Raw genomic sequence first — 22,673 nt, 5'->3', positions numbered from 1 at the left:
TTATGAAGAAGCTTGGCTTCTCTGGCCCGAATCGGTATCGTAAAACGCCCACCTCCCGGAGACGCAGTATCACATGCGCGACTCCTCCCCGATCGAGGCGGCTGTCGGGATCGAGTATTACGTCTCCGAAACCGACGGGACCGGCGGTCGTCTCCGTGATCGTCCCGAGGACTTCCGGGTCGACGAACGGGAGTCGTTCGGCGCGGACCTCCGTGATCTCGACGCCGACGTCGGTTCGTACCCGCATCTCGTCTTCCGGGCGACGCTGCGACGGTGGGATACGAACGACTTCGCGTCGGCGCTCTCGAAACGGCTAGGGGTCAGTCGCGAACGCGTCTCGTGGGCCGGAACGAAGGACAAACACGCCATTACGACGCAGCTGTTTTCGATCAAATACGGGGACAACGAGTTACCGTCAGTCGACGGAGCGGAGATCGAACCCCTGGGGCGGGCCGGCCGGCCGGTGTTGTTCGGGGACCTCGCGGGCAACGAATTCGAGGTGATAGTCCGCGACGCCGAACGCCCCGAAAACGCCGAGCGAATCGCGGACGAACTCCGCCGGTTTGGGGCGGACGACGGGGATGCGTCCGACGGGGCCGCCGTCCCGAACTACTTCGGCCAACAGCGCTTCGGATCGATGCGGTCGATCACCCACCGCGTCGGACTCGACGTCGTCCGCGGCGACTGGGAGTCCGCCGCGGTCCGATACGTCTGTGAGTCCAGCGAACGCGAACCCGAGCGGACACAGGCCGCACGGACCAGACTCGCCGAGGAACGCGAGTGGGCGGACGCGAACGAACTCCTCCCCGGCGGACTCCGGTTCGAGCGAGCGATCGCCGGACGGTTAGCCGAGGGGGCGACTGGACCGGAGGACTACCGCGCCGCCCTCGAAACCCTGCCGACGAACCTCCAGCGGATGTTCACGAACGCCGCCCAGTCGTACGCGTTCAACCGAATGCTTTCGGAGCGGCTCCGCAGGGGACTCCCGTTCGGACAGCCGGTTGTGGGTGACGTCGTCTGCTTCGCCGATGACGACGGGCTTCCCGACCCGGGGCGATCACAAACCGTCGAGACATCCCAACTGGAAACGATCCGCCGTCACTGTAAGCGGGGGCGGGCGTTCGTCACCGCCCCGCTCGTCGGTACCGGGACCGAGTTCGGGACGGGGGAGCCGGCGGAGATCGCCTGGAGCGTATTGGCGGATCTCGGCCTCGAACGCGGGGATTTCGACCGACCGGGTGAGTTCGGCTCCGAGGGGACACGGCGGGCGATCCGGGTGGAAACGGATCTCGTCGTCGAACTCGATCCGCTTACGCTTCGGTTTTCGCTACCGAACGGAAGCTACGCGACGGTTCTCGCCCGTGAGTTCCTGAAGGGCGATCCGGGCAATCTCGCCTGAGCGGGACGATGCCGCGCGTGGACGGGATCGATCATTGCGAGCGTGGACCGGGGGTAGGAGCTACGGCTCGGCTACACACGCACTCGCGGCGCACACCGAGCGTGAACACTGGAACCGCCCTGCTTATCGGGCTCGACCGCGTTCCGTCGGACATGGAGTGTCGGTGCTGTGCGTCGCCGCTCGACCGACCAGGCGATTACTGTCTGGTCTGTCGGAGCCGAAACACCGACGTCGTCGTACTCGAGTGCGACCGCGAACGGGCGACGGTCACGTCGCTTTTCGACGACGAGATCGTTGGCCAGCGGACGGTGACGACGAAACGCGAGGCCGATCAGCGGTGGGCACCGACCGAACTCCGGAACTTCGCGGGGCGGATCGCCGACGAAGCCCGACGAAAGCGCCCGGAAGAGGTGTACGCGACCGGGGACAGAGAGGTAATCGCCGCGGTCCGCGGGGAGCTTCATCACCCCTTTTATCGGGTCGAGGACGACGACCCGGTCGACGCGGTCAGACGAAAGCGCGGTGACCCCGCATTGGAGGTCGTCGAGGCCACCGTCGCCGAAAAACTCGGCGGCAGCCACAGCACGCTCATCGGTGGCCGGGACGGCCGTCGCGCGCTCGAAACCGTCGCGGAACACCCGCACGTCAAAAAGATCATCCCGGGACCGATCGACGCGGGCGGGTCGAGTTCCCGGACGGGCGTCCGGGCGAAAGCCACCCGCGCCGACCAACACGGCAACGTCCGGTTACTGATCCGAGACGGATCGAGCGTCCAGGAGAATCGGATCGTCACGACGGCCGGCGACCGGGAGCTCGGCGAGCACGTCCGTGCGGACCTCAACGACGCGCTCTCGGAGTCGGAACTGAAAGGCTAATCCATCCGTGCCGGACGTCGTGGCCGTACTGGCCGCCGCGAAACGTGGGGTTTATCACTTCGCTGTGGTGATGTAACGATACTATGGCTACCGACGATACGACAGGAAGCGCCGGCCGGTTCGGCGCACGCTATGGACGGGTCGCACGCCGCCGCGTCGCGGAGATCGAAGGCGATGCGGAGAGCGCGACCGTCGATGGTGACGACGTCACGCGCGTCGGCACCGGAATCTGGGTCAACGAGGAGACCGGCGAGACGTTCACGGGCGGTGCCTACCGTCCCCAGACGCCGGCCGGAAAGACCGTCAAGCGATCCATCCGGGCTGCGATCGGCGACGACGAATAGATAGATGAGCTACAAGTGTTCCCGCTGTAAGCGAGACGTCGAACTCGACGAGTACGGCGGCGTCCGTTGTCCGTACTGCGGTCATCGCGTTCTGTTGAAAGAGCGGAGTCGCGATATCAAGGAAGTCAACGTCAACTAACGTGCACACCGCCGACTTGCGTTTTCAGTACCGTTCCCCTGAAGCCGCCGCGCTCGTCGCCGACGCGGTGGGCGGGGAGCTGGGCGAGATCGACGGCGACCGAGCGACGGCGACGCTGGCCGTCGACGGCTCTGTGGTTCGGGTCGGGATCGACGCGGCCGACCTCGTCTCCCTCCGGGCCGGAGTGAATACCTGGGAGACGCTCATCGAGGTCGCCGAGCGATCGGCCGAAGCCGGCCAACCGGGCGATATTTTATAAGTGATGACGGGGCCAACCGGCGTATGCGCTGACCGGGTACCGACGATCCGCGAGCGGGAGCGCGGTGGACGGATCGTCGTCGGGAGCCCCCACCGCCTGTTCGATACAAACACGGCCGTCCCTCATCGGACCTCGTAGATGACGACGTCACCGCCCTCGAACGACGGGGTGAGCCGCCGATGTCCCTGGATCGTGAGGTCGTATCTCGCCCGTTCGGCCGGCCCGACGTAGACGTACTCGACGTCGTAGCGATCGAGCAGTTCCGACTGTCGGTCGGGATCACCTTCGTAGATCGTGTTCACGTCCCGGAGTCGCGTCTCATAGGGGTCATTGCCCCGGTATTGCTTCTCGTGCATCCAGCCGAGTACGGTCGGGATTCCAGTCAAACTCGCCGGCGCGGCCGCGCCTTCGCCCTCGTCCGGCGCCCATCGATAGCCGCCGGGCGCGGCGGTCACGATCGTCGGCTGTCCCTCACGGTCGTCGAGCCACGCGATCGCCGCAGCCTCTTCGGGATACGTCGCAGCGACGTAGGCTTCCCCGTCGAGTGTCGCCCCGTCGCTCCCAACCGGATCGCCGCCGAGGTGTGCCGGCACGGCGAAACCCGCGTAGAGTCCGCTCGCTGCGATCGTGACACAGACGATGGCGATCCCGATCCGTCGCCATCGCACGGTGTCGACCACACCGGGCCAACTGGAGGGATCAAGTAGCCGTGCGGCAACGACGCCAGCCGCCGGTGCCCAGAGGACCCACACCTGTGAATAGACCTTGAATACGGTGTTCAGCCGATCCAGTCCCGTGCCCTGCTGATGCGGTTCGACCACGTAGGCGACCTCGACGACGAGAGCGAGTCCGAGCCCGCCGATCACCAACAGGGTCTCGAAGCCGATGTCGGTCCGGGTCCGGAGCAACAGCCACGCGGCGAGCAACAGGGGGCCGAACAACGCGAAAGCGGCGAAGCCGGCGAACCACGCGAGGGCTGCCCCGATCGTGCCCGCAGCGCCGACAGCGATCGGCCGGCCCTCGAGGGAGCCGGCGATCCCCCCCCCAAGATACGGAACAAAGAGCAACAGGAAGCCACCGTGTACGATCAACAGCGGCCACATATCGCTTCTCGGTGGGAACACGCCGAGGCTCCGGGTGCTCGCACTCGAGAGCCAAAACGGGGCGACGAGCAGCCCCCCGACGACGAGCACCGTGACCGCACCGAGGAGTGCCAGCCCGTCCCGGCGGAGTTCCTCGGCGAGCCGGTTTTCTGTCGGTCCCGGACGACCGGTAGATCCCGGCAGCAACGTCGCCGGGTCGGCCGGCCCAAAGGCGATCGTCAAAAAGACCAGTCCGCCGGCGACGGGGAAATCCCACGTGTTCGTGATCGCGAGTACGCCCGCGACCGGCGCTGTCGCGAGCAGTAGTCGCCGCCGTCGCGTTCGGTCGTCGTCGGGGGTCCGCCAGTAACTGTAACACAGCCCGGCAACGAGCAGCGTAAACGGCGTCGTGATCATGTGGGCGTGAAGATCACCGTTGAGCCACGCAAACAGCGGGAACTCGTTGATCGCCCCGTCGACGACCCGGCTCGCATCCCAGTATGAAAACGCCGACGGCGTCCACGAGAGGAGTCCGTGATCCGAACGGAGACCGGGAAGTGCGGTGATGGCCCCCGAGGGGAGTACCCAGGCCACGACCCGGACCGCAGTGTGGAGGTTTCCGGCGAGCCCGACGAAGAACGCTCCGAGGCCCGCGGCGGTACGCCGCGGTACGCCGTGGTCGAACGCGATCGCACCAGCCAGCCCGTATGCGGTGGTGAGGAGGGTCGCGTAGACGCCGGCCAACGAGAGGTTGTACGCGAACCGCGGAGCCGTCCCGGTGAGTGTCGCCAAAAGCGCGGTCAACATCTGTCCGCCGTAGTAATACTGGACCGATTCGCCCGCGAACCACATGTCCTCGGGCGGAAGCGTTGGACTGCGGAGCAGCGACCGGAGCAGCCCGTAATCGAGGAACTTCTCGCCGGCCGAGAGCGGCAGCGGCGCGATTGCCGGCGAAGCGGCCCGAATCGAAAGCATGAACAGGAACGCGACGGCGAAGACCGCCGCGACTTCGGCGTATGCGCGCCAGACACGCCGACCGACTCCCCCGGATCGAAAGCTCAAAACGGCGAGGACGGCGACGCCGGCGGACAGCGCCGGAAGCCCGAAGGCGACGTGGCCGACGAGGTAGCCGACGAGAGTGATCGTGGCGAGTCCGCTCGGAACCGCGAAGGCGACGCCGCGGTCGTGAATTCCCGAAAAGACCGTAGCGACGAACGGGAGCGCGAGCGCTCCGATCGCGAGATAGGCGGCGAGCCAGACGACGACCAGCCCGTACTCCATCACGCGTATCGCCGACGTGTGGCCGTATATTGCTTGTGGGTCCACGCGGACCGCTGGTGTGGGTCTACGCGGACCGCTGGTGGCCGGTATGGGCCGTCGGGAAGCGACGCGAGTCGAATCGTTTTTGCGCACGGCGGCGTCAGGACGTCCTATGAGCAGCCTCGGGATCGTGATTCCGGCGTTCCGGCCGGACGTCGAGCGGCTAACGACGTATCTCCGGGATCTGGATGCCGAACTCGATCCCGAGGTGATCCGCGTCGAGATCGACGACCCGAGCGCAGGGGTCACACGGGCGGTTTCGGCCGCCGACCTTCCGTCCGTGGCAGTGAACGCGGTCCCGTACCGGCGGGGAAAAGGCGCGGCCATCACGGCCGGATTCGAGACGCTCTCGACCGACCGCCTCGCCTTTGCCGACGCCGACGGCAGTACGCCAGCTTCGGAGTTCGTACGTGTTGTCGAGGGGCTCCGTGACGCCGACGTCGCGGCCGGATCGAGACGGCACCCCGACTCGACTGTCGTCGGGAACCGGACGCTCGTCCGTCGGCTGCTCGGCGATGGGTTCGCGTGGTTCGCGCGTCAGTCGCTCGATTCGGCGTTATACGACTACCAATGCGGGGCGAAGGCGCTCACCGCCGACGCCTGGGGAACCGTCCGACATCACCTATACGAGCCCGGGTTCGCCTGGGATCTCGAACTCATCGCGGTGGCCGGAGCCCTCGGACTGTCGGTCCGTGAGGTTCCGATCGTCTGGGAGGACCGCCCCGGTTCGACGGTCGACCCGATCAAGACGACGCTGTCGATGGCGAAAGCCCTCGTGGTGACCCGGCGTCGGGCGAAGCACCTCACGGGGGATCCGTTCTATCGTACTCCTGGGCGCGAGGACGGCCCAACCGCGCTGATAGAACGACACCGACAATGAACGCCAAGGAGCTCGGCGAGACGCTGTATGCCCCGTTTCGGTTCGGTCGGTTCGCCGGCGTCGGGGCCGTCGGCGCGCTCTGTGACAACGCCATCTTACTCACGCTCGCGACGGCTGGGCTCACGCCGGAGACGGCCAAGTTCGTGGGTATCGAGTCGGCGATCGTCGTGATGTTCTTGCTCAACGAGCGCTGGACGTTCGCCGGGGCGGGGCGGCCCGGAGTGCTCCCCACGATGCGGCGGCTGGCGACCTCGAACGTCGTCCGGATCGGCGGCATCGCCGTCCAGCTCGTCGTCTTTTCGGCCGTCTACCGGTGGCTTCACGTCGACCTGTCCGTGCTCGGCCTCGATTTGTGGCTTCTCGTCGCGAGCGGTGCGGGGATCTGCTGTGGGATGGTCGTCAACTACGTCACGGAGAGCCTGTTTACTTGGCGGGTCCACGAGTGATAGCGAGTGGAGTTGCCACGGGTGGATTCCACAGACGGCAGGTCAATCACAACCCTTAATGGTTGGAGTGGACTACAGGATGATAGCGGGATGGGATAGCCAGGAGATTCCGCCGGGCTCATAACCCGGAGATCGGACGTTCAAATCGTCCTCCCGCTATGTTCTTCGAGGGCTCTGTGACGTGAGCCGAGGCGATCCGTCTGACGGCAGCGAAAACGACGCATCGAACGCCGCGGGGGCTTCCGGCAGTTCGGGCCCGTACGGCTCCGTCAGGTCTCTGTCTCCCGCCAGTATATAAACGGCGCGAGGACGAGATACCCGACTGCAAAGAGCAAAAGCGAGCGCGGAAACGTCCTGTTGAGTGCCGTCGGGAAGGCCACCGTAAGCGCCTGTAAGCCGCCGAGGATCACCGCGTCGCGGGCGTACAGGTCAGGGTACGTTATCGGCGCGACCATCAGATACGTAAACAACGCGAGCAGACCGATCAGCGCCGCCGGCCCCGCGATCCCGGCCAGATACGCCACGGCGAGTACCGTCGCAGCCAGCGTCGTCTGGACGCCTTCCGTCTCGGCGCGGTCGCCGTCGTGGAGCATATAGAACGCGAGCCGGATGACCGCCATAGAGACGTATATCGCCGGGACGGCGATAGCCACGCCGGCGGCGAGGACGTCGCCCCCACCAGTGCCGACGGCGAGCGCGCTGTCGCCCGTGACGACTACGTACACCAGGGTCGCGGGGGCGACACCGAAGGAGGCGACGTCGGCGAGTGAATCGAGAATCGGGCCGACGGCGGTTCCGCCACGGCGGCGGGCGATGATGCCGTCGAGTCCGTCGGCGATGGCCGCGAGTAAGATCAGTCTCGCCGCGAGGCCCGGGTCGGCGATGGCGATCACAACGGCGGCGAAGCCGATCGCGGCGTTCGTGGCCGTCACCAGGTCGGCGACTCCCAATCGCCCGAGGAACCGCGGCTGCATAACTCTACCTCGGCGGTAGGCGACTGCCGACTTAGTAGGTTCGTTTCCGTCCGCAATCGGCCGGTCGGTACCGTCGACCGCGGACGGCCCGCTGTCGGGAGTACGAGGGACACGTCCGTCCGGAATCGGGGTACATATCACTGTCCGATCGCAAATGGGGATATGGACAGACGGGCGTTCATCGCAGCCGCCGGAACCGCGACGGCACTCTCGCTTTCGGGCTGTCTCGACGGCGGACTCAGTGACGACGATTTCGATATCGGGATGTCTCAAAACGCCTTCCTCCCCGAGACCTACGAGGTCTCAGTGGGCGAAACCGTCGTCTGGGGAAACAACGGTTCGCGCGGTCACACCGTCACCGCCTACGAAGAAACGATCCCGGACGAGGCCGAATACTTCGCTTCCGGCGGCTACGATGACCTCGAAACCGCCCGTCAAGAGTGGCACGCAACCGGCGGCGGCAACATCCCCCCCGGCGAGATGTACGAATACACCTTCGAGGTTCCCGGTCGACACAACTACCTCTGTATTCCCCACGAGCCGAGCGGCATGATCGGTGCGATAGTCGTCACCGACTAGGTCCCGTCCGGCGACGCCTTGTGAGGATATCCCTCCCGGATCACGGCTCCCCGAGAGGCGAACGACAACCCTTATTCGCAGGGGATTCACATCGGGAGGCATGGATGCGTCGGTACCGGACGTCGATTACACGGAGTACACCAACCGCCAACTGGTGGCGATCCCGATCGCGCTGTTGGCCGTCGCGATCGTCGTTCTCACGGTCGCGACAGCGCTTACGGGCCTCCCGGTGGCGCTTGGCATCGAGTTCACCGGTGGCACCGAGATGCAGGTCGTCACCGACGATTCCCCAGCGGAGATCACGTCGACCTTCGATGAGGACGTCGATTCGATCACGCCGATCGCCGGCCAGACGGACACCTACCAGTTGACCTTCCAGGCGGACGACGCTGACCCGCTGCTCGAGCAGGCCGAGGCCGCCGGCTACGAGATCGAATCGGTCGGCGAGCGCTCTGCGAGTTTCGCCTCCGACTCACAGCGGCAGGCGATCTTCGGGCTGATGGTCGCCTTCGGCGGGATGGCAGCCCTCGTCGCGTTGATGTTTCGGACGTTCATCCCATCGATCGCCGTCATCGCTTCGGCGTTCTCCGATATCGTGATCCCGCTGGCGTTGATGCGGCTATTCGACATCGAGTTGACGCTCGGGACGGTCGCTGCGCTCTTGATGCTTGTCGGGTACTCCGTCGACTCGGATCTGCTGTTGAACAACCACGTTCTCAGACGCCGCGGTGATTTCTACACCTCGACGTTCCGCGCGATGCGGACCGGCATAACGATGACGACGACCTCGATCGCCGCGATGATCGTGATGACGGTCGTCTCCTATCTGCTCGGGATTCCGCTCTTGCCCGACGTCGGACTGATACTCGTTTTCGGCCTGCTGACCGATCTGATGAACACGTACCTGCTCAACGTGAGCCTGCTTCGTTATTATAAATACGAGGGGATTGCCAAATGAAACTCCATATCAAGAAACACTGGCGCGTCTGGCTGCTCACCGTCTTCTTGCTCGTGAGTACGGTCGCCGTCTTCGCGCCCTTCGGCGGCAGCGGCGGCATCTTGGGTCCGGGCGACGACGTCGATACGGCGTCGGGCTCACAGTACACCAACCTGCAGTTCGGGCTGGAACTCTCCGGCGGCACACAGGTGCGAGCGCCGTTCGTCGGGATGACCGTCTCGGGGCTCGAGATCGGGCCGGACGACGAGCGGGCGATCGAATCGACGTTGCAGGACGAACTCGAACTGGGCGCGAGCGATGTCCGGGCCGACGCCGAGGCGGGGGCGGTCGAGGTGTTCGACGACGACGTCGTCGGGAACACGACCCAAGCCGAGTTCGCCGACGCGCTCTCGGCGGCCGGCTACCCGACCGAGGAAGGTGACGTCCGGATGGGCGTCACCTCCGATACCCGTGACAACTCCGAGGACGTCTTGAACGAACGGCTCCGCGAGCGGGGCCTCGGTGGGGGGTCGGCCACGCAGGTCTCCGCCCCCGGCCAGCAGTTCATGGTCGTCGAGGTTCCCGGCGCGAATCGGACGGAGGTCATAGATCTCATCGGGGACCGCGGACAGGTCGAGATCGTGGCGCTGTACCCGGACGAGAACGGGACCTACGAGACCGATTCGCTGCTCGACCAGGAGGACCTCGCCGACATCGGCGGGGCCCAACAAGAGCAAGGCGAGACGTACGTTCCCATCCGGCTGAGCGACGAGGCTGGCGAGCGCTTCGGCGAATCGATGCGGGCCAACGGCTTCGACCAGCAGGGCGGTACGCGGTGTACCTACGATTTGAACGCCTCCCTCGAGGCGAACACCGCCGACGACCCCGGCCGGTGTCTGTTGACCGTCCTCGACGGTGAGGTGGTCTTTGCGGCCGGCATCGCGCCGAGTCTCTCCTCGTCGTTCGCAAGCGGTGCCTTCGACGAGGACCCCTCCTATCGGACGACGACGACGTCGTTCGACGACGCCCGCGAACTCGAAATCAACATGCGTGCCGGCGCGCTCCGAACCAATCTCGACATCGAGAACCGCGGGACGACGTTCTTTTTGCTGCCGAGTCTCGCCGAGCAGTTCAAGCCGCTGTCGCTCGTGACCGGTGTCACTGCGGTGCTCGCCGTCTCGCTCATGATCTTCCTGCGGTATCGGCGCGCCGAGGTCGCCGCGCCGATGTTGCTCACGGCGGCGGCGGAGGTGTATATCCTTCTCGGCTTCGCGGCCGCGGTGAGTTTGCCGTTGGACCTCTCGCACATCGCCGGCTTCATCGCGGTGATCGGGACCGGGGTCGACGACCTCGTGATAATCGCCGACGAGATCATGCAACAGGGCGACGTCAACACGTCGAGGGTGTTCGAATCGCGGTTCCGGAAGGCCTTCTGGGTCATCGGGGCCGCGGCGGCGACGACGATCGTCGCGATGTCGCCGCTTGCCGTCCTCTCGCTCGGCGATCTGCAGGGCTTTGCGATCGTGACGATCGTCGGCGTGTTGATCGGCGTGTTGATCACACGGCCCGCCTACGGCGACATCCTCCGGATCCTCGTGTTGGGTGATCGGGGATAGTCCAGGGCGTTCGCGTGTCGATCGGGCGGAACCGACAGCGGACCCGCCGGCTCGCGGCGTCGGTTCGAAGCCCTTTCGTCGTTGCCCCCGAAATCCGACGTATGACTTTCCGTGACGGGACGCTCGTCGACTGGCACGAGTGGGGGTCCGAGGCCTTCGAGACCGCCGAACGTACCGGCAAGCCCGTACTGTGTTCGTTGACCGCGCCGTGGTGTGAGTGGTGTCACCGGATGGACGAGGAGTCCTACAGCGATCCGAAACTCGCCGCCAACATCGGCGAGCGCTTCGTCCCGGTCCGGGTCGACGTCGACAGACGCCCCCGTATTCGGGAGCGGTACAACATGGGTGGGTTCCCGACGACCGTCTTTCTCACCCCCGACGGGGAGGTGCTCTCGGGGGCGACGTATCTGGGCTCCGACGGCCTTCGGCAGGTCCTCGACAGCGTCCGGGCCTCCTGGGACGCGAAAGGCCGCTCCGCCGGCCGCGTCCCCCGGTCGGTCTCGAGTACCGACCGCCCCGCCGGCGAGGTGACCGCCGACGTCGAGGCCCACATGGTCGAACAGATCGCGGCGGCGTTCGACGAGGAGTACGGCGGGTGGGGCACTGACGCGAAGTTCCCGCTTCCCCGTACGATCGAGTTCGCGCTCAAGCGGGATCGCAACCGCGGCACCCGGACGCTCGAGGCCGTTCGGGCGCATCTGTTCGACACCTACGACGGCGGGTTCTACCGCTTCGCCGAGACGCGACGCTGGGGAGAGCCCCACCGCGAAAAGCTGGTCGACGAGAACGCGGCGCTGGTCCGGGCGTTCACCGCCGGCTATCTCTACACGGGCGAGGAGTCGTACCGACAAACCGCCGAACAGGCGGTCGAATATCTGACGACGACCGCCTGGACCGGCGACGCGTTCGCCGCCAGCCAGGCGGCGAGCGAATATTATACGCTCGAACCGACCGAACGCGAGGACGCCGACCCCCCACAGGTCGATCGGACGGTCTTCGCCGACAGGAACGGGATCGCCGCCGACGCGCTGTTTCGGTTCGCCGCCCTCACCGACCACGAGGGTGCGACCCGACGTGCCGAGCGCGCACTCGAAGCCGTCCTCGATACGCTCGTCACGGAGGGCCGGGTCAAACACTTCGACGACGAGCGAAGCGAATCCGGCCTCCTCGCCGATCACGCGCGGCTCCTCGCCGGGATGACCGCCGCGGCGCAGGTGACCGGTCCAGACGGGTGGCTCACTCCGGCGCGGGCGGTCGCCGACGACGCGATCGATCGTCTCGTCGCCGCCGACGGCTCGTTCCGCGACGGCGATCCGGTGGGTCCGGGGCTACTCGATCGGCCCCTCTATCCCCTCGGGACGAACGCGGAGATGGCCGATGCGCTCCTCGACCTCGGGGCGCTCACGGGCGAGACACGCTACGACGAGGTCGCCGAGGCCGCGCTCGCCTCCTTCGCCGGTGCCTACGACCGGATGGGCGTGGAGGCGGCGGACTACGCCGCGGCTTGTACGCGTGCCCACTACGACCCCCTCGTCGTTCGAACCCCGACCGCGGGGACGGACCTCCACCGTGCGGCCCTCCGTATCGCCGACCACGAAAAGGTCGTCGTTCCCGAGGATCGTACGGACGCCGTCGTCGTTCGGGGCGGTGAGGAGACGGTACCGGCCGAGACGCCCGACGAACTGCTCGAACGCGCCGCCGAGGGGCCGACACCGTAACCCCGGCGTTCGATCGGCCGTCGGGCCGTCGGGGTCCGTTCTCACGCCCCCGTCGAACGCGGTAGAATGTCACTCAGGAATCGGTATCCCTGTCGAGTTCGGATTTGAGCCGTCCGAACTCGGCGACGCGCTCGGCGTGGGCGTTGTGTTGGTGGATCGACTCGTCGTTCGACTGTTCCATGCGGACGACCGTATCGTCGGGCAGGTCGGGGTACGCCTCGACGAGTCCTTCGGCCATCGCCCGAACGCAGTCCTCGACGAATTTCGCGTCGCTGTGGCTTTCGAAGGTCATGTGGTCCTCGTCGGGCCGCTTCGCGAGGTTGTAGATCCGCGCACTCATCGAGTCCCGGGCGACATCGATGAGTTCGTTGAGGTCGACCTGGGGCTGCCCGGCCGTTTCGACGGTCAGCGTCGCGTGCCCGCGCTGGGAGTGTCCGGGCTGGGGCACCTCGGAGAGGAACTCGTCGATCGTCCCGCGGTCGACGTCGAGATCCTCGAGGACGTCCCGTGCCCGGGACTCGCTCATCCCCTGCGAGCAGGGACAGACCGTCATACCCACGACGTGACAGCCGATCTCCTCGCGCGTGGTACCGTCCTCGCTGGCGGTCGCGGAGGCGATGATGTCGGCCGTCGCCTGCGTCGGCCGGTCGGTCGCCGGCGTCGCCTCGCGGATCATGTACTCCGCTTCCATGCGGACCTCGGCTTGCGTCGTGTACTCGTGTTTGTCGATCAGGCGTTCGGCGACGTCACCGCAGACGTCCTCGACACGGAGGGCGGGCTCGGAGACGGCTTCCTCGAGCATCTCGTCGACGACCTCCATGTTTCGGCTCATGTCCGCGCCCTTCCGCCAGCCCGGAAGGTCGACGAAGACCTCGAACTCCGCCATCAGGACGATGGGCCGATCTCCGGGCCGGTGGAGTTTGACGAGCTTTTCGACACCGGTGACACCGACGCGGTTGAGCCCGACGCTGACTTCGGGACTGGACGCCTGGACGTCCGGCAGCTGCTGACTCATTGGCTATTTAAAAGGCCTTGTACCCATTATCGCTTTCGGAAGGGGCAGGGGGCGGCTCGCTCGGGCGGGAGACCTCACTCTAGTTTCCCGAGCGCGGTAAAGAACTCCAGGGGCGGTCCGGCGATCCGGACGGGAGTCTCGGCGAGCCGAAGGGCCACGGAGGTCGGCGGATCGACGCGCTCGCGGCTTCGGCCGTCGGCGACGACGAACGCGTATCCGGCATCCTCGATCGACACCGTCAACTCCGCCGCGGTCGGGACGGCGAGCGACGGCATCGGCTCGCTCGGACACATCTCGGTGACGACGAACGCGTGGAGGTCCGGGTGTACGAGCGGTCCACCCTCGCTGAGGTTGTACGCCGTCGACCCCGTTGGCGTCGAGATCAAAACGCCGTCGCCGTTTCCGGCGGAGTAACGCTCTCCGTCGACGCGGATCTCGAAGCCGATCCCGTTGTCCCGACCGCGCTGGGGGCTGAGAACGACGATCTCGTTGACCGCGGCCGGAAGCTCCCAGCCGTCGCCCTCGACGCGGATCTGCGGCAGTTCCTGGAACGTCGCCTCGCCGGCCTCGATCCGACCGACGGCCGAGCGGACGGCCTCGACGCAGTCCGTCGGCGAGACGGCGTTCAAAAATCCGACCTCTCCGAGGTTGACGCCCACGATCGGCGTCGGCGAGACCTCCCGAGCGGCGAACAAAAACGTGCCGTCGCCGCCGATCGAGACGACGAGATCACACGCCGACAGCTCCCCGACGGAGCGTCCCTCCGTTCCCAGCGCGTCGGCGGTCAACGCGTCGAGCGTCACGTCCGCGTCGATGTGCCGGCTGATCCGGTCGGCGAGCTCGACGGCGCGAGGGGTGTCCCGCTTCGCGATAACGCCGATGTGCATCGGATCGACGTTCGACAGCCGACGACAAAAGCCCCCCGACTACCCGGCAGCGATCGAGGGCCGTAGCCGGGATCCGCCTCGGGATCGGTGGCATAATACTGACGGCTATGCCGACGTGAGGAGAGCCGGCCGCGGGGCGTCGACAGCGCACACGGGCACAGAGCCGTCAGTATAAGTCCCCGGACCCCGAACGCTGGCCATGGACGAGTCCATCGGGGGTGCGGGATGAGCGACGACGACTGGTTCGAGCGCGATCGCGCCCCCGTCGATGACGACTCCGATGACGACTCCGAAGGCGACGAGCCGACCACCGACGACTTCGAGGCCGCCTTCGGTTCGGAATCCGAGGACGACGAGCCGACCGCCGACGACTTCGAGGCCGCCTTCGGTTCGGAATCCGAGGACGACGAGCCGACCGCCGACGACTTCGAGGCCGCCTTCGGTTCGGGACCCGAGGGTGGCGACGACGAGTTCGAGGAGGAGCTCGACTCGCAGATTCCGCGCATCGAACTCGGGGTTCAGGGCCTCGATCAGATGATCCAAGGTGGGGTCCCCGAGCGGTCGCTCATGGTCGCGATGGGGTCGGCCGGGACCGGGAAGACGACGTTCGGACTGCAGTTTCTCGACCACGGGCTCGCCGAGGGGGAAAAAGGGGTTTATATCACCCTCGAGGAGAGCGCCCAGGCCGTCGAACGGGCGGCCGAGGAGAAAGACTGGAGCTTCCGGGAGTATCTCGACGAGGACCGGCTGGCAATCGTCGACCTCGACCCGATCGAGATGGCTAACAGCCTCACCTCGATCCGTGGAGATCTCCCGCGGCTCATCTCGGAGTTCGGGGCCGACCGCCTCGTGCTCGACTCCGTCTCCCTGCTCGAGATGATGTACGACAGCCAGGCCAAACGACGGACCGAGATATTCGACTTCACGAAGTCGCTCAAGCGGGCCGGCGTCACGACCATGCTGACGAGCGAGGCGAGCGACCAAGACCCCTACACGTCGAAACACGGCATCATCGAGTACCTCACGGACGCCGTGTTCGTCCTGCAGTACGTCCGCTCGGAGTTCGGCGAGACGCGGCTGGCCGTCGAGATTCAGAAGATCCGAAACGCCAACCACTCCCGGGAGACGAAGCCCTACGAGATCACGGACGAGGGGATCTCCGTGTACCGGCAAGCCGACATCTTCTGAGCGACGCGGCCGGGCAGCTGTGTGTCTGTGTACCCCTGTTTCACCCGCCTCAGCGCGGGCTCGCCCGACTCCGCGACCGCGTCCGTGCCACACCGCAGCGACCACCGTGGCTACCGTCGGACGGGACGGCGGCTACGCTCGGCGGGGCCCCGTGCCGTTTCAAGCCGACAGTCTCGACGCCTCCCGCCGACGGTATGACACCCGTCACCGGCCGTGCTTCGTCAGACATCGCGGGAGGCCGATCAACTCGACGGGCTCTGAGTTGTCCGGCGAGTAGACGACCATCTGCCCCTTCTCCATGTAGGGGACTTTCCCCTCCAGATTCGAGGGGATGTTGACCGCCTTGATCGCGTCCTCGTCGCCGAGATTCAACACGACGGTGGTGTTGATCTGTTTGAAGATCGGGTCGGCGATGTCCTGTGGGTCCTGTGTGATGAGAAAGAGGCCGAGCCGTTCCTTGCGGCCCTGTTTCGCCGCTTCCGCGAACTTGCCGATCACCCGGTCGGCCTGGACGCTGTCGGCGTCGGTCAAGAAGGTGTGGGCCTCGTCCATCCCCAACACGAGCGGCGTCTCCTTGATCCGGTCGTAGGTCGGGTCGTTCGAGAGCTTCTCGTCGACCAGAAGCGAGGCGAGCGCGAGTACGACCGTCGTCGTCGCCCGCGAATCGTTGATGTGGTACGTCGGAACCGTCGTCACGCCGCCGGGGCGGACGAACGCGTCGACGAGGTCGGTGATCGGGCGTGCGTCCCCGTCGAACACCGACCCGAACCCCCGGATCCGCCGTCGGATCGCATCGAAGGTCGCCTCGTGGACGCGTCCGGATTCGTCGAGTTCCTCTCTGAGCGCGGGGTCGTCCAGAAACGTCCGGAACTGCTCGTAGGTGGCTCCGGAGCCGTACTGGCGTTTGAACGTCGGGAGCAACACGCCGACCAGCGCACCGTATTGGTTGTCGTTGAGGCCGCTCCCGGCGACGAGCCAGGGGTTCTCGAAGACCATAGAGAAGGGGATCGTGAACTCGACTTGCTCCGCGCCGTGGTGGGCCGCCGCGTAGGTCGCCTCGCCGACGTTCGGGACGAACGCTTTCGTGTCCTCGATCCCGCCGTGGGCGATCCCCTCCCGCTCCAGTCGGCGCTCGTAATCGGCGTCGATCTCGGGGTTGTCGTCGTGTAGCTGGGCGTACTCGTCCTGTGGGTCGAACTGGACGAGCGCCGGGGCGACCGTCCGTCCGTCCTCGGTCGGGTACCGACGTCCGTCGGCGAGATACTGCCGGAGGACGTTCTTCGCGCCGTGGGTCTTGCCCGATCCCGTCCCGCCGGCGACGAGGGTGTGTCTGAACACGAGGGGATCGCCCGCCTCGTAGTCGTCTTTCAGCCGATAGTCGATGGTCGGCGGGGTGGCAGCGGTCCGGACCTTCTCGCCGCCGACGGCGAGGTGGCCGAGAAAGACGCCCGTCTCGGGGATCTTTAGCCCCGTCTTGATCTCCGTGCTGTCCTTTGCCTGCCGGACGACGGTCTCGGGTTTCGGCACCCGGTCGGTCATGCGGCGTTTGAGCTCGCCGCCCTCCGAATACAGCACGGCGACCGGTTCGAGCGTCGCCATGAACTTGTAGTCCTGTTCGTCGATCCCGTCGCGGCGCATCGCCCGTCTGGCGTGGATCTCCGTCGCGTCGTCCGAGCGGAACTCCTGGGCGTACTCCAGGGCGACGATACGACAAAAGAGGCGTTCGCCGTCCGGGTAGGCGGCGACGACGTAGCTTCCGATGCGGACCGCCGACCGGTTCGCGACGGTGACGTACGCCCGGAGGCGGGTGTCGTCGTCGGTCTCGCTGACGACGAGCCCGTCCGAGGCCGACAGCGTCCCGATGCCGCGGTCGCTTCCGACGGGCGAGACCGACATCGGCTCGAAGTCGTCGTCGACCTCGGTCCCACCGTCGTGTTCGTCCGCTCCGCTGTCCTCATCCACCCTGCCGCCGCCTCCCGCCGTCGCCCCCGAACCGGGGTCGGCATCGGCCCCCTGGTTCCCCCTGCCCCCGTCGTCGGGGTCGTAGTTCGTGAAATCGCCCAGATCGGACATACGATGACTCTCGTCGCGGTCGGATAAAAACCCACGCGTGCCGCCGGGGGGCGGTCATCCCGGTCGCCCTCCGGATCCACCGGCAGGGTCGACGGAACGCTCCGTGCTGTGGACGTCTTTATTCCACTGCGGACCGATCCGAACCGGCTCGGGGAACGGACCGGGCTGGTGTCGTCCGGTACCGACCGTCGTTGACCCGTGTGGGCGATGACGCGCCGGTCGCTGTTATCTGGCGGACTCGGAGAGCGACTCCGCGATGGCCGTCTTGATCGACGTCCGATCGATCGGGAGCACGTCCTGGAGATCGTGGGTCTCGCGTACGGTTACCGGATGTCGCATGCTCTCGGCCAGCGGACGCGCGATCGCGTACTGGACGTCCGTCGTGAACCGCAGCCAGTGTGAGGAGAGCTTCGGCGTCATCACCGGGACCGGGATGATGCGTATCCGCCGCCCCTTCTCCTCGGCCGTCAGTCGAAGCAGCGTCTCGTAGGAACACACCGATGGACCGCCGATATCGTACGTTTCGCCCCGGGTTTCTCCGACGTCCAACAGCCCGGTGAGATACGCGATCGCGTCCCTGATACCGATCGGCTGACACGGCGTCCGAACCCACTGCGGGACCACCAGTATCGGCAGCCGGTCGGTCAGATCGTCGACGATGCGGAAACTCGCACTCTCCGGACCGATGATCACCGCCGCCCGGAGGACAGTCAGATCGAAGGTCCCCTCGGAGAGGACGGTCTCGACTTCGCGACGGGAGGCGAGATGCGGCGAGAGGTCCGTCTCGTCGCCGCTTATCCCGCTCAGGTAGACGACCCGATCGACGCCAGCCGCCGAGGCGAGCTCCCGGAACCGGGCCGCGTACTCGCGATCCAGTTCCGCGAAGTTCTCCGAGGTGAGCGAGTGAATCAGGTAGTACGCGACGTCGACGTCCTCACACAGCCCCTCGAGGGACTCGGGAGCGCCGAGGTCGCCGCTAAACGGTTCGACGCCGTCCGGAAACGACTCGCCGTCGGCGCTTCGCGAGAACGCGACGACGTCGTGGCCCCGTTCGTCGAGCGATCGAACCAGCCGCTCGCCGACGAACCCCGTGGCTCCGACAACTAATGCCCGCATTTGTCGTGTCTACATCTCCCATGGATAAGATCGTTGGGTACGATCACCGGGGTCCGGCCGCGTCGTTCCTACCGCGTTTCCGTATCCGGCCGCGTCGTTCCTACCGCGTTTCCGTATCCGGCCGCGTCGTTCCTACCGCGTTTCCGTATCCGGCCGGGCGCGGGGAAACCGGATCCGAAACCGCGTCCCGCTCGGGGATCGGTCCGAGACCGAAATGTGGCCGCCGTACGCGTCGACGAGCCGCCCGACGAGATACAGCCCGATGCCGTCACCCGGGCTTCCGTGAGCGTGAACGCCCGGCTCGAAGAGCTCCTCGCGGATTTCGGGCGGGATCCCGCCGCCGTCGTCGGCGATCTCGATTTCGACCGCATCGCCGAGTTCGGTCGCGGTGACCGATACCGTGAGCTCCGCCGGCGCGTTGTGAACGACCGCGTTCTCGAGGATGTTCCCGAACAGCTCGCCGACGAAGCGATCGCACTCGACGTAGAGGTGATCTTCGAGGTCGACCTCGATCTCGACCGCCGGCGAGTCCGACCGGACGACGGCGAGTTGCTCGCGGAGCACAGCGCCGACGTCGATCGCGTCGAATCCCCCGTCGTCGGCTTCGGACTCGATTACGACGCTCGCCGTATCGAGCAGCCGTTCGATGCTCGCGGCCCGGTCGTCGATCGCTTCGGAGGGGGTCGGTGACGGGTCGAACGTCGAAGGGCGGATCGAATCGGCGTGGTTCGAGATCGCGATCACGTGGTTTCGGACGTCGTGTTCGAGCAATCGCAGGAGGAAGACGAGCGTCTCCTCGCGATCGTCCGTCCGGTCGGCGAACCGTCCGTTCCGTCCGGTCCGCCCGCGGTTCAGCCCGATCAGAATGCCCGCGGCCGCGCCGACGGTACCGACGATGGCGAACCCCTGGAGCGTGCCGAGGGTGATCGCTCCCGAACGGAACTCGGGGAGCGCACCCCAGATGACGAGCCCACCCAGAAACGTCGCCCCGCCGAGACACCACTTCGTGGCGAGGAACTCCCGTGTGGCGGCGGACTCCTCTCCGAGGAAGACGAGTCCGGACGTCACGACCACGTAGCCGAAGAGCACGTGGGCGACGATCCCCAACACGGCCCGGTTGAGTTCGGCCGTCCGGGGACGGACCGACACGAACCACAGTACCAACCCGAAGACGGCAAACGCGACCCCGAACGAGCCGAGCAACAGCCCGACACGTCGCCGGCGAGTCGCCTCAGACATCCCCGGATACCGCTCTTCGGGGGGCACCCGCCCGGTGCGCCGAGCAGTGACGGGACGACATCTGGACGGTTATAACCGGCATCCGGACTGTTATAACTGGCATCCGTCGTTGGACGCGCTCTCCGCGCCCCGTTGTCGGATCGATATCCGGCTGCCGCCCCGTTGTCGGATCGATATCCGGCTGCCGCCCCGTTGTCGGATCGATATCCGGCTGCCGCCCCGTTGTCGGATCGATGTCCAGTCGAGTCCGTGGACTCCCATACCCGACATACCACATCGAACTCCACCGTCGTTTGGTGAAACTCGGGCACCGTTTCGCTTCCCGATATCGGCCGAAGGCGTCCGAACGGGATCAAGCGACGTCGGTCTTGCTCGTGCGGACTGTCGTCGTCGGCCACCGGCGCGCGCCGATCCGGCCCGGCGCGCGCTGGCCCGTTCTGTACCAGTCCGTATCACCCCTCGGAGCGGAGCGGCTGGCGTCGTCCGTAGGTCAGCACGCGCCAGAGCCACTCCATGGGGCCGAACCGGAAGCGTCGCAGCCACGCCACCGACAGCGGGATCTGGAGCGCCCAGATCCCCACGACGACGGCGAGCGCCTCCGTCCGGCTTACCGATCCGAACAGGCCGAGGCCGTGGCCGTAAAACACCGACGTGGCGAGGACCGTCTGCAGGAGGTAGTTGCTGAACGCTGTCCGGCCCACCGCCGCCAGCGCCTTCGTCTCGGTGCCGTCGGGCCGCCACCGGCAGTAGCGAACGATCGCCCCGCTGTAGGCCGCGGCGAGCGGGAGCGCGCCCCAGTAGTTGAACTGCCGCCAAAACAGCGCCGCCCCGGCACTCCAGTCGTTGGCTCGGATGTACGCTACGCCCGCCAGAACCGTCCCGAGCCCGACGACAGCGCCGCCGACGATCAGCCGGGTATAGAACCCCGAGGATCGATCGTTTCCCAACACGCCCGATTTGAAAAGCGCCATGCCGAACAGCATCGCGCCGCTGACGCGCCAGCCCGTGTAGCCCAAAAGCCCCGCAGTCTGCCGACGGAAGGAGGACGGGACCCGATGCTCCATTTGGGCCAGCCAGCCGCCACGGTAGGCCTCGATCTCCGCTCGGATGACCGATTCGGCCGGCTGCCAGGAGTCAGAGATGGCGGCCGCCCCCGCCGTCAGCCCCGAGAGTACCTCGATGACCGAGGGAACGGCGTACAACAGCGTGCCGATCACGAGGAGCGATCGGACCGACCGATCCCGGAAGGCGACGACCACGAACGCACACACGCCGTACGCAAAGAGGACGTCGCCGTACCAGAGCAGGTAGGCGTGCCCGAGGCCGAAGGCGACGAGCAGGGCCGAGCGCCGGTAGTACAGCCGCCGGACGGACCGCCCGTTTCGCTCGGAACCGCCGGTGAACAACACGACGCCGGCCCCGAACAGAAAGGTGAAAAGCGTGATGAACTTCCCCTCGGCGAGGACGTGACCGAGGAGCCAGACCCAGTAGTTCGCCCCCGTCAAATCGCCGTACGCGTGCGGATTGAGAAGCGCCAACTCCGGCATCGAGAACAGTCGGATGTTGATGATCAGGATGCCGAGGAGCGCGAACCCCCGGAGAACGTCGAGGCTAACGATTCGTTCCGACGGCGGGGTCGGAGCGCTCTCCCGAGTCATCCGTGATGCCCCGCCTCGTTCGCCCGTGTTGTGGGGGCTCCGCGGCTCGTCCCCGTCGGTCCCCCGTGGTTCGTCCCCGTCGGTCCCCCGTGGTTCGTCCCCGTCGGTCCCCCGTGGTTCGTCCCCATCGGTTCGGGTTCACGTAGCGGGGCAATGAAAAAGGATGTATTGGCTCGCCCGTCCCGGTCCCGCCCTCGATCCGCTCATCCGGAACGGTACCCCGGTATCGGGGACTCGTATCCACTCATCCGTTCGATGTCCAGTTCGTACCATTCGGACTCTAGCTCCTCGAGCGGGCGGTTGAACACCTCCGTACCGACGACAGACCCGTGTTCGGCGAAGATTTCGCTCACCGCCTGTGCCTCCGGCATGCCGGGATCGGTGACACCTAGCTGTCCGTCAACGACGACGCTTCGCCAGTCATCGACGCCCGCCCACTCGTAGGCGACGAGGCTCACCGCATCGGTCGCCGCGAGTGACGAGCGCTTTTTGCTCTCGGACCCGGAGAACAACTGAAAGATACAGCGGTTCTGCGGGTCGTCGTAGCCGAACGAGAGCGGGATCCCGTACGGGGCCGCTCCACCGAACGAAAGGACGCCGTGCCCCCGTTCCGCCAGAAACGCCTCGATCTCCGCATTCGTCATTTCGATCCCGAATCGGTCGGTACTCATCGACGGCAATCCGGACGGGGCGTGCAAAAAGATACTGGCCCAGAACGAACGAAACGACACGCATGGCGCGTTGTGTGTGTGTTGAGGACAGCGATTGACAGAGTACTGAGTAACCGACCCCTCCCTACTTCGCTCGGTCTTGCGACCTCGCTCGTTGAGGGAGGGGCCACTGGCAGAGCGTAATGGTCAAGATAATTTTTGCAAATAGGGACCCAGGAATTTGTCGATCCAAGATTTAGCAAATCCAAGTCTCTTCGT

21 protein-coding genes and 1 tRNA gene are annotated in these 22,673 nt (G+C 66.2%); 13 read left to right on the top strand and 9 right to left on the bottom strand.

Annotation, left to right across the window (positions count from 1 at the left end; all coding sequences use genetic code 11):
• Positions 1–73 precede the first annotated feature (73 nt).
• The 5 genes from truD (at position 74) to HZR14_RS12030 (ending at position 3,016) form a co-directional block, all read left to right on the top strand.
• On the top strand, positions 74–1,399 hold the full coding sequence (truD, locus tag HZR14_RS12050) for a tRNA pseudouridine(13) synthase TruD (protein ID WP_181693118.1): 1,326 nt from the start codon (positions 74–76) through the stop codon (positions 1,397–1,399).
• Between the two features lie 152 nt (positions 1,400–1,551).
• On the top strand, positions 1,552–2,274 hold the full coding sequence (locus tag HZR14_RS12045) for a DUF2103 domain-containing protein (RefSeq protein WP_181693176.1): 723 nt from the start codon (positions 1,552–1,554) through the stop codon (positions 2,272–2,274).
• 83 nt (positions 2,275–2,357) lie between these two features.
• Positions 2,358–2,618, top strand: a complete 261-nt coding sequence (locus HZR14_RS12040) for an eL43 family ribosomal protein (RefSeq protein ID WP_181693117.1) — start codon at positions 2,358–2,360, stop codon at positions 2,616–2,618.
• Positions 2,619–2,622: 4 nt separating this feature from the next.
• Positions 2,623–2,757, top strand: coding sequence for a DNA-directed RNA polymerase subunit P (locus tag HZR14_RS12035; protein WP_181693116.1), 135 nt, complete (start codon positions 2,623–2,625; stop codon positions 2,755–2,757).
• 1 nt (position 2,758) lies between these two features.
• A complete protein-coding gene (locus HZR14_RS12030; protein WP_370464984.1) occupies positions 2,759–3,016 on the top strand; it encodes a KEOPS complex subunit Pcc1 in 258 nt (85 codons plus the stop codon).
• Between the two features lie 122 nt (positions 3,017–3,138).
• On the opposite strand, the gene HZR14_RS12025 is transcribed toward HZR14_RS12030, so the two are convergent.
• Positions 3,139–5,379, bottom strand: a complete 2,241-nt coding sequence (locus tag HZR14_RS12025; RefSeq protein ID WP_181693115.1) for a DUF2298 domain-containing protein — start codon at positions 5,377–5,379, stop codon at positions 3,139–3,141.
• 151 nt (positions 5,380–5,530) lie between these two features.
• On the opposite strand from HZR14_RS12025, the gene HZR14_RS12020 reads away from it, so the two are divergent.
• The 3 genes from HZR14_RS12020 (at position 5,531) to HZR14_RS12010 (ending at position 6,903) form a co-directional block, all read left to right on the top strand.
• Positions 5,531–6,298, top strand: a complete 768-nt coding sequence (locus tag HZR14_RS12020) for a glycosyltransferase (protein ID WP_181693114.1) — start codon at positions 5,531–5,533, stop codon at positions 6,296–6,298.
• Positions 6,295–6,744 carry a GtrA family protein gene (locus tag HZR14_RS12015; RefSeq protein ID WP_181693113.1) on the top strand — a complete coding sequence of 150 codons (450 nt, stop codon included), beginning with the start codon at positions 6,295–6,297 and terminating at the stop codon, positions 6,742–6,744. Before HZR14_RS12020 ends, HZR14_RS12015 begins: the two co-directional genes overlap by 4 nt.
• Positions 6,745–6,828: 84 nt before the next feature.
• Positions 6,829–6,903: transfer RNA gene (locus HZR14_RS12010), tRNA-Met, on the top strand.
• A 110-nt stretch (positions 6,904–7,013) separates the two neighbouring features.
• Here HZR14_RS12010 and HZR14_RS12005 read toward each other — a convergent pair.
• Positions 7,014–7,718 (bottom strand): protein sorting system archaetidylserine synthase, encoded by a 705-nt coding sequence (locus HZR14_RS12005; RefSeq protein ID WP_181693112.1) that lies wholly within the window; start codon positions 7,716–7,718, stop codon positions 7,014–7,016.
• A gap of 162 nt (positions 7,719–7,880) precedes the next feature.
• Between HZR14_RS12005 and HZR14_RS12000 the strand changes: the two genes are divergently transcribed.
• The 4 genes from HZR14_RS12000 (at position 7,881) to HZR14_RS11985 (ending at position 12,568) form a co-directional block, all read left to right on the top strand.
• The gene (locus tag HZR14_RS12000; RefSeq protein WP_181693111.1) at positions 7,881–8,297 is read left to right on the top strand and encodes a plastocyanin/azurin family copper-binding protein; all 417 of its coding nucleotides are present in this window, start codon (positions 7,881–7,883) and stop codon (positions 8,295–8,297) included.
• A 100-nt stretch (positions 8,298–8,397) separates the two neighbouring features.
• Entirely contained in the window at positions 8,398–9,255 is an 858-nt protein-coding gene (secF, locus tag HZR14_RS11995; protein ID WP_181693110.1) for a protein translocase subunit SecF, read from the top strand.
• Entirely contained in the window at positions 9,252–10,850 is a 1,599-nt protein-coding gene (locus HZR14_RS11990; protein WP_181693109.1) for a preprotein translocase subunit SecD, read from the top strand. The genes secF and HZR14_RS11990 overlap by 4 nt, the downstream gene beginning before the upstream one ends.
• Before the next feature lie 101 nt (positions 10,851–10,951).
• Positions 10,952–12,568 (top strand): DUF255 domain-containing protein, encoded by a 1,617-nt coding sequence (locus tag HZR14_RS11985; protein ID WP_181693108.1) that lies wholly within the window; start codon positions 10,952–10,954, stop codon positions 12,566–12,568.
• A 73-nt stretch (positions 12,569–12,641) separates the two neighbouring features.
• Here HZR14_RS11985 and mptA read toward each other — a convergent pair whose 3' ends face one another.
• On the bottom strand, positions 12,642–13,583 hold the full coding sequence (gene mptA / locus HZR14_RS11980; protein ID WP_181693107.1) for a GTP cyclohydrolase MptA: 942 nt from the start codon (positions 13,581–13,583) through the stop codon (positions 12,642–12,644).
• 74 nt (positions 13,584–13,657) lie between these two features.
• Positions 13,658–14,470, bottom strand: coding sequence for an NAD(+)/NADH kinase (locus tag HZR14_RS11975; RefSeq protein WP_181693106.1), 813 nt, complete (start codon positions 14,468–14,470; stop codon positions 13,658–13,660).
• Positions 14,471–14,695: 225 nt separating this feature from the next.
• Between HZR14_RS11975 and HZR14_RS11970 the strand changes: the two genes are divergently transcribed.
• On the top strand, positions 14,696–15,658 hold the full coding sequence (locus HZR14_RS11970) for a KaiC domain-containing protein (protein ID WP_181693105.1): 963 nt from the start codon (positions 14,696–14,698) through the stop codon (positions 15,656–15,658).
• Between the two features lie 204 nt (positions 15,659–15,862).
• On the opposite strand, the gene HZR14_RS11965 is transcribed toward HZR14_RS11970, so the two are convergent.
• From HZR14_RS11965 to HZR14_RS11945, 5 genes are all read right to left on the bottom strand, one after another.
• Positions 15,863–17,731: an ATP-binding protein gene (locus HZR14_RS11965; RefSeq protein ID WP_181693104.1), complete on the bottom strand. Its 1,869-nt coding sequence runs from the start codon at positions 17,729–17,731 to the stop codon at positions 15,863–15,865.
• 225 nt (positions 17,732–17,956) lie between these two features.
• A complete protein-coding gene (locus HZR14_RS11960) occupies positions 17,957–18,847 on the bottom strand; it encodes an NAD(P)H-binding protein (RefSeq protein WP_181693103.1) in 891 nt (296 codons plus the stop codon).
• A 132-nt stretch (positions 18,848–18,979) separates the two neighbouring features.
• Positions 18,980–20,086, bottom strand: coding sequence for a sensor histidine kinase (locus HZR14_RS11955; RefSeq protein WP_181693102.1), 1,107 nt, complete (start codon positions 20,084–20,086; stop codon positions 18,980–18,982).
• A 452-nt stretch (positions 20,087–20,538) separates the two neighbouring features.
• Positions 20,539–21,744 carry a DUF418 domain-containing protein gene (locus HZR14_RS11950; protein WP_181693101.1) on the bottom strand — a complete coding sequence of 402 codons (1,206 nt, stop codon included), beginning with the start codon at positions 21,742–21,744 and terminating at the stop codon, positions 20,539–20,541.
• 203 nt (positions 21,745–21,947) lie between these two features.
• Complete coding sequence (locus HZR14_RS11945) at positions 21,948–22,415, bottom strand: pyridoxamine 5'-phosphate oxidase family protein (protein WP_181693100.1); 468 nt, start codon at positions 22,413–22,415, stop codon at positions 21,948–21,950.
• Between the last annotated feature and the right edge of the window lie 258 nt (positions 22,416–22,673).

The organism is Natronomonas salinimetallica, from assembly GCF_013839515.1.
GTDB lineage: Archaea > Halobacteriota > Halobacteria > Halobacteriales > Haloarculaceae > Natronomonas.
Note: the sequence above shows the minus strand (reverse complement) of the source record. Positions and strands in the feature narration are given on the sequence as shown.

Coding starts and splice junctions, on each gene's coding strand:
- HZR14_RS11970 (WP_181693105.1), top strand. CDS start 14,696: ATGAGCGACGACGACTGGTTCGAGCGCGATCGCGCCCCCGTCGATGAC.
- secF (WP_181693110.1), top strand. CDS start 8,398: ATGGATGCGTCGGTACCGGACGTCGATTACACGGAGTACACCAACCGC.
- HZR14_RS11955 (WP_181693102.1), bottom strand. CDS start 20,086: ATGTCTGAGGCGACTCGCCGGCGACGTGTCGGGCTGTTGCTCGGCTCG.
- HZR14_RS12025 (WP_181693115.1), bottom strand. CDS start 5,379: ATGGAGTACGGGCTGGTCGTCGTCTGGCTCGCCGCCTATCTCGCGATC.
- HZR14_RS12035 (WP_181693116.1), top strand. CDS start 2,623: ATGAGCTACAAGTGTTCCCGCTGTAAGCGAGACGTCGAACTCGACGAG.
- HZR14_RS11990 (WP_181693109.1), top strand. CDS start 9,252: ATGAAACTCCATATCAAGAAACACTGGCGCGTCTGGCTGCTCACCGTC.
- HZR14_RS12040 (WP_181693117.1), top strand. CDS start 2,358: ATGGCTACCGACGATACGACAGGAAGCGCCGGCCGGTTCGGCGCACGC.
- HZR14_RS12015 (WP_181693113.1), top strand. CDS start 6,295: ATGAACGCCAAGGAGCTCGGCGAGACGCTGTATGCCCCGTTTCGGTTC.
- HZR14_RS12000 (WP_181693111.1), top strand. CDS start 7,881: ATGGACAGACGGGCGTTCATCGCAGCCGCCGGAACCGCGACGGCACTC.
- mptA (WP_181693107.1), bottom strand. CDS start 13,583: ATGAGTCAGCAGCTGCCGGACGTCCAGGCGTCCAGTCCCGAAGTCAGC.
- HZR14_RS12045 (WP_181693176.1), top strand. CDS start 1,552: ATGGAGTGTCGGTGCTGTGCGTCGCCGCTCGACCGACCAGGCGATTAC.
- HZR14_RS12020 (WP_181693114.1), top strand. CDS start 5,531: ATGAGCAGCCTCGGGATCGTGATTCCGGCGTTCCGGCCGGACGTCGAG.
- HZR14_RS11950 (WP_181693101.1), bottom strand. CDS start 21,744: ATGACTCGGGAGAGCGCTCCGACCCCGCCGTCGGAACGAATCGTTAGC.
- HZR14_RS12005 (WP_181693112.1), bottom strand. CDS start 7,718: ATGCAGCCGCGGTTCCTCGGGCGATTGGGAGTCGCCGACCTGGTGACG.
- HZR14_RS11945 (WP_181693100.1), bottom strand. CDS start 22,415: ATGAGTACCGACCGATTCGGGATCGAAATGACGAATGCGGAGATCGAG.
- HZR14_RS11965 (WP_181693104.1), bottom strand. CDS start 17,731: ATGTCCGATCTGGGCGATTTCACGAACTACGACCCCGACGACGGGGGC.
- HZR14_RS11960 (WP_181693103.1), bottom strand. CDS start 18,847: ATGCGGGCATTAGTTGTCGGAGCCACGGGGTTCGTCGGCGAGCGGCTG.
- HZR14_RS11975 (WP_181693106.1), bottom strand. CDS start 14,470: ATGCACATCGGCGTTATCGCGAAGCGGGACACCCCTCGCGCCGTCGAG.
- HZR14_RS11985 (WP_181693108.1), top strand. CDS start 10,952: ATGACTTTCCGTGACGGGACGCTCGTCGACTGGCACGAGTGGGGGTCC.
- truD (WP_181693118.1), top strand. CDS start 74: ATGCGCGACTCCTCCCCGATCGAGGCGGCTGTCGGGATCGAGTATTAC.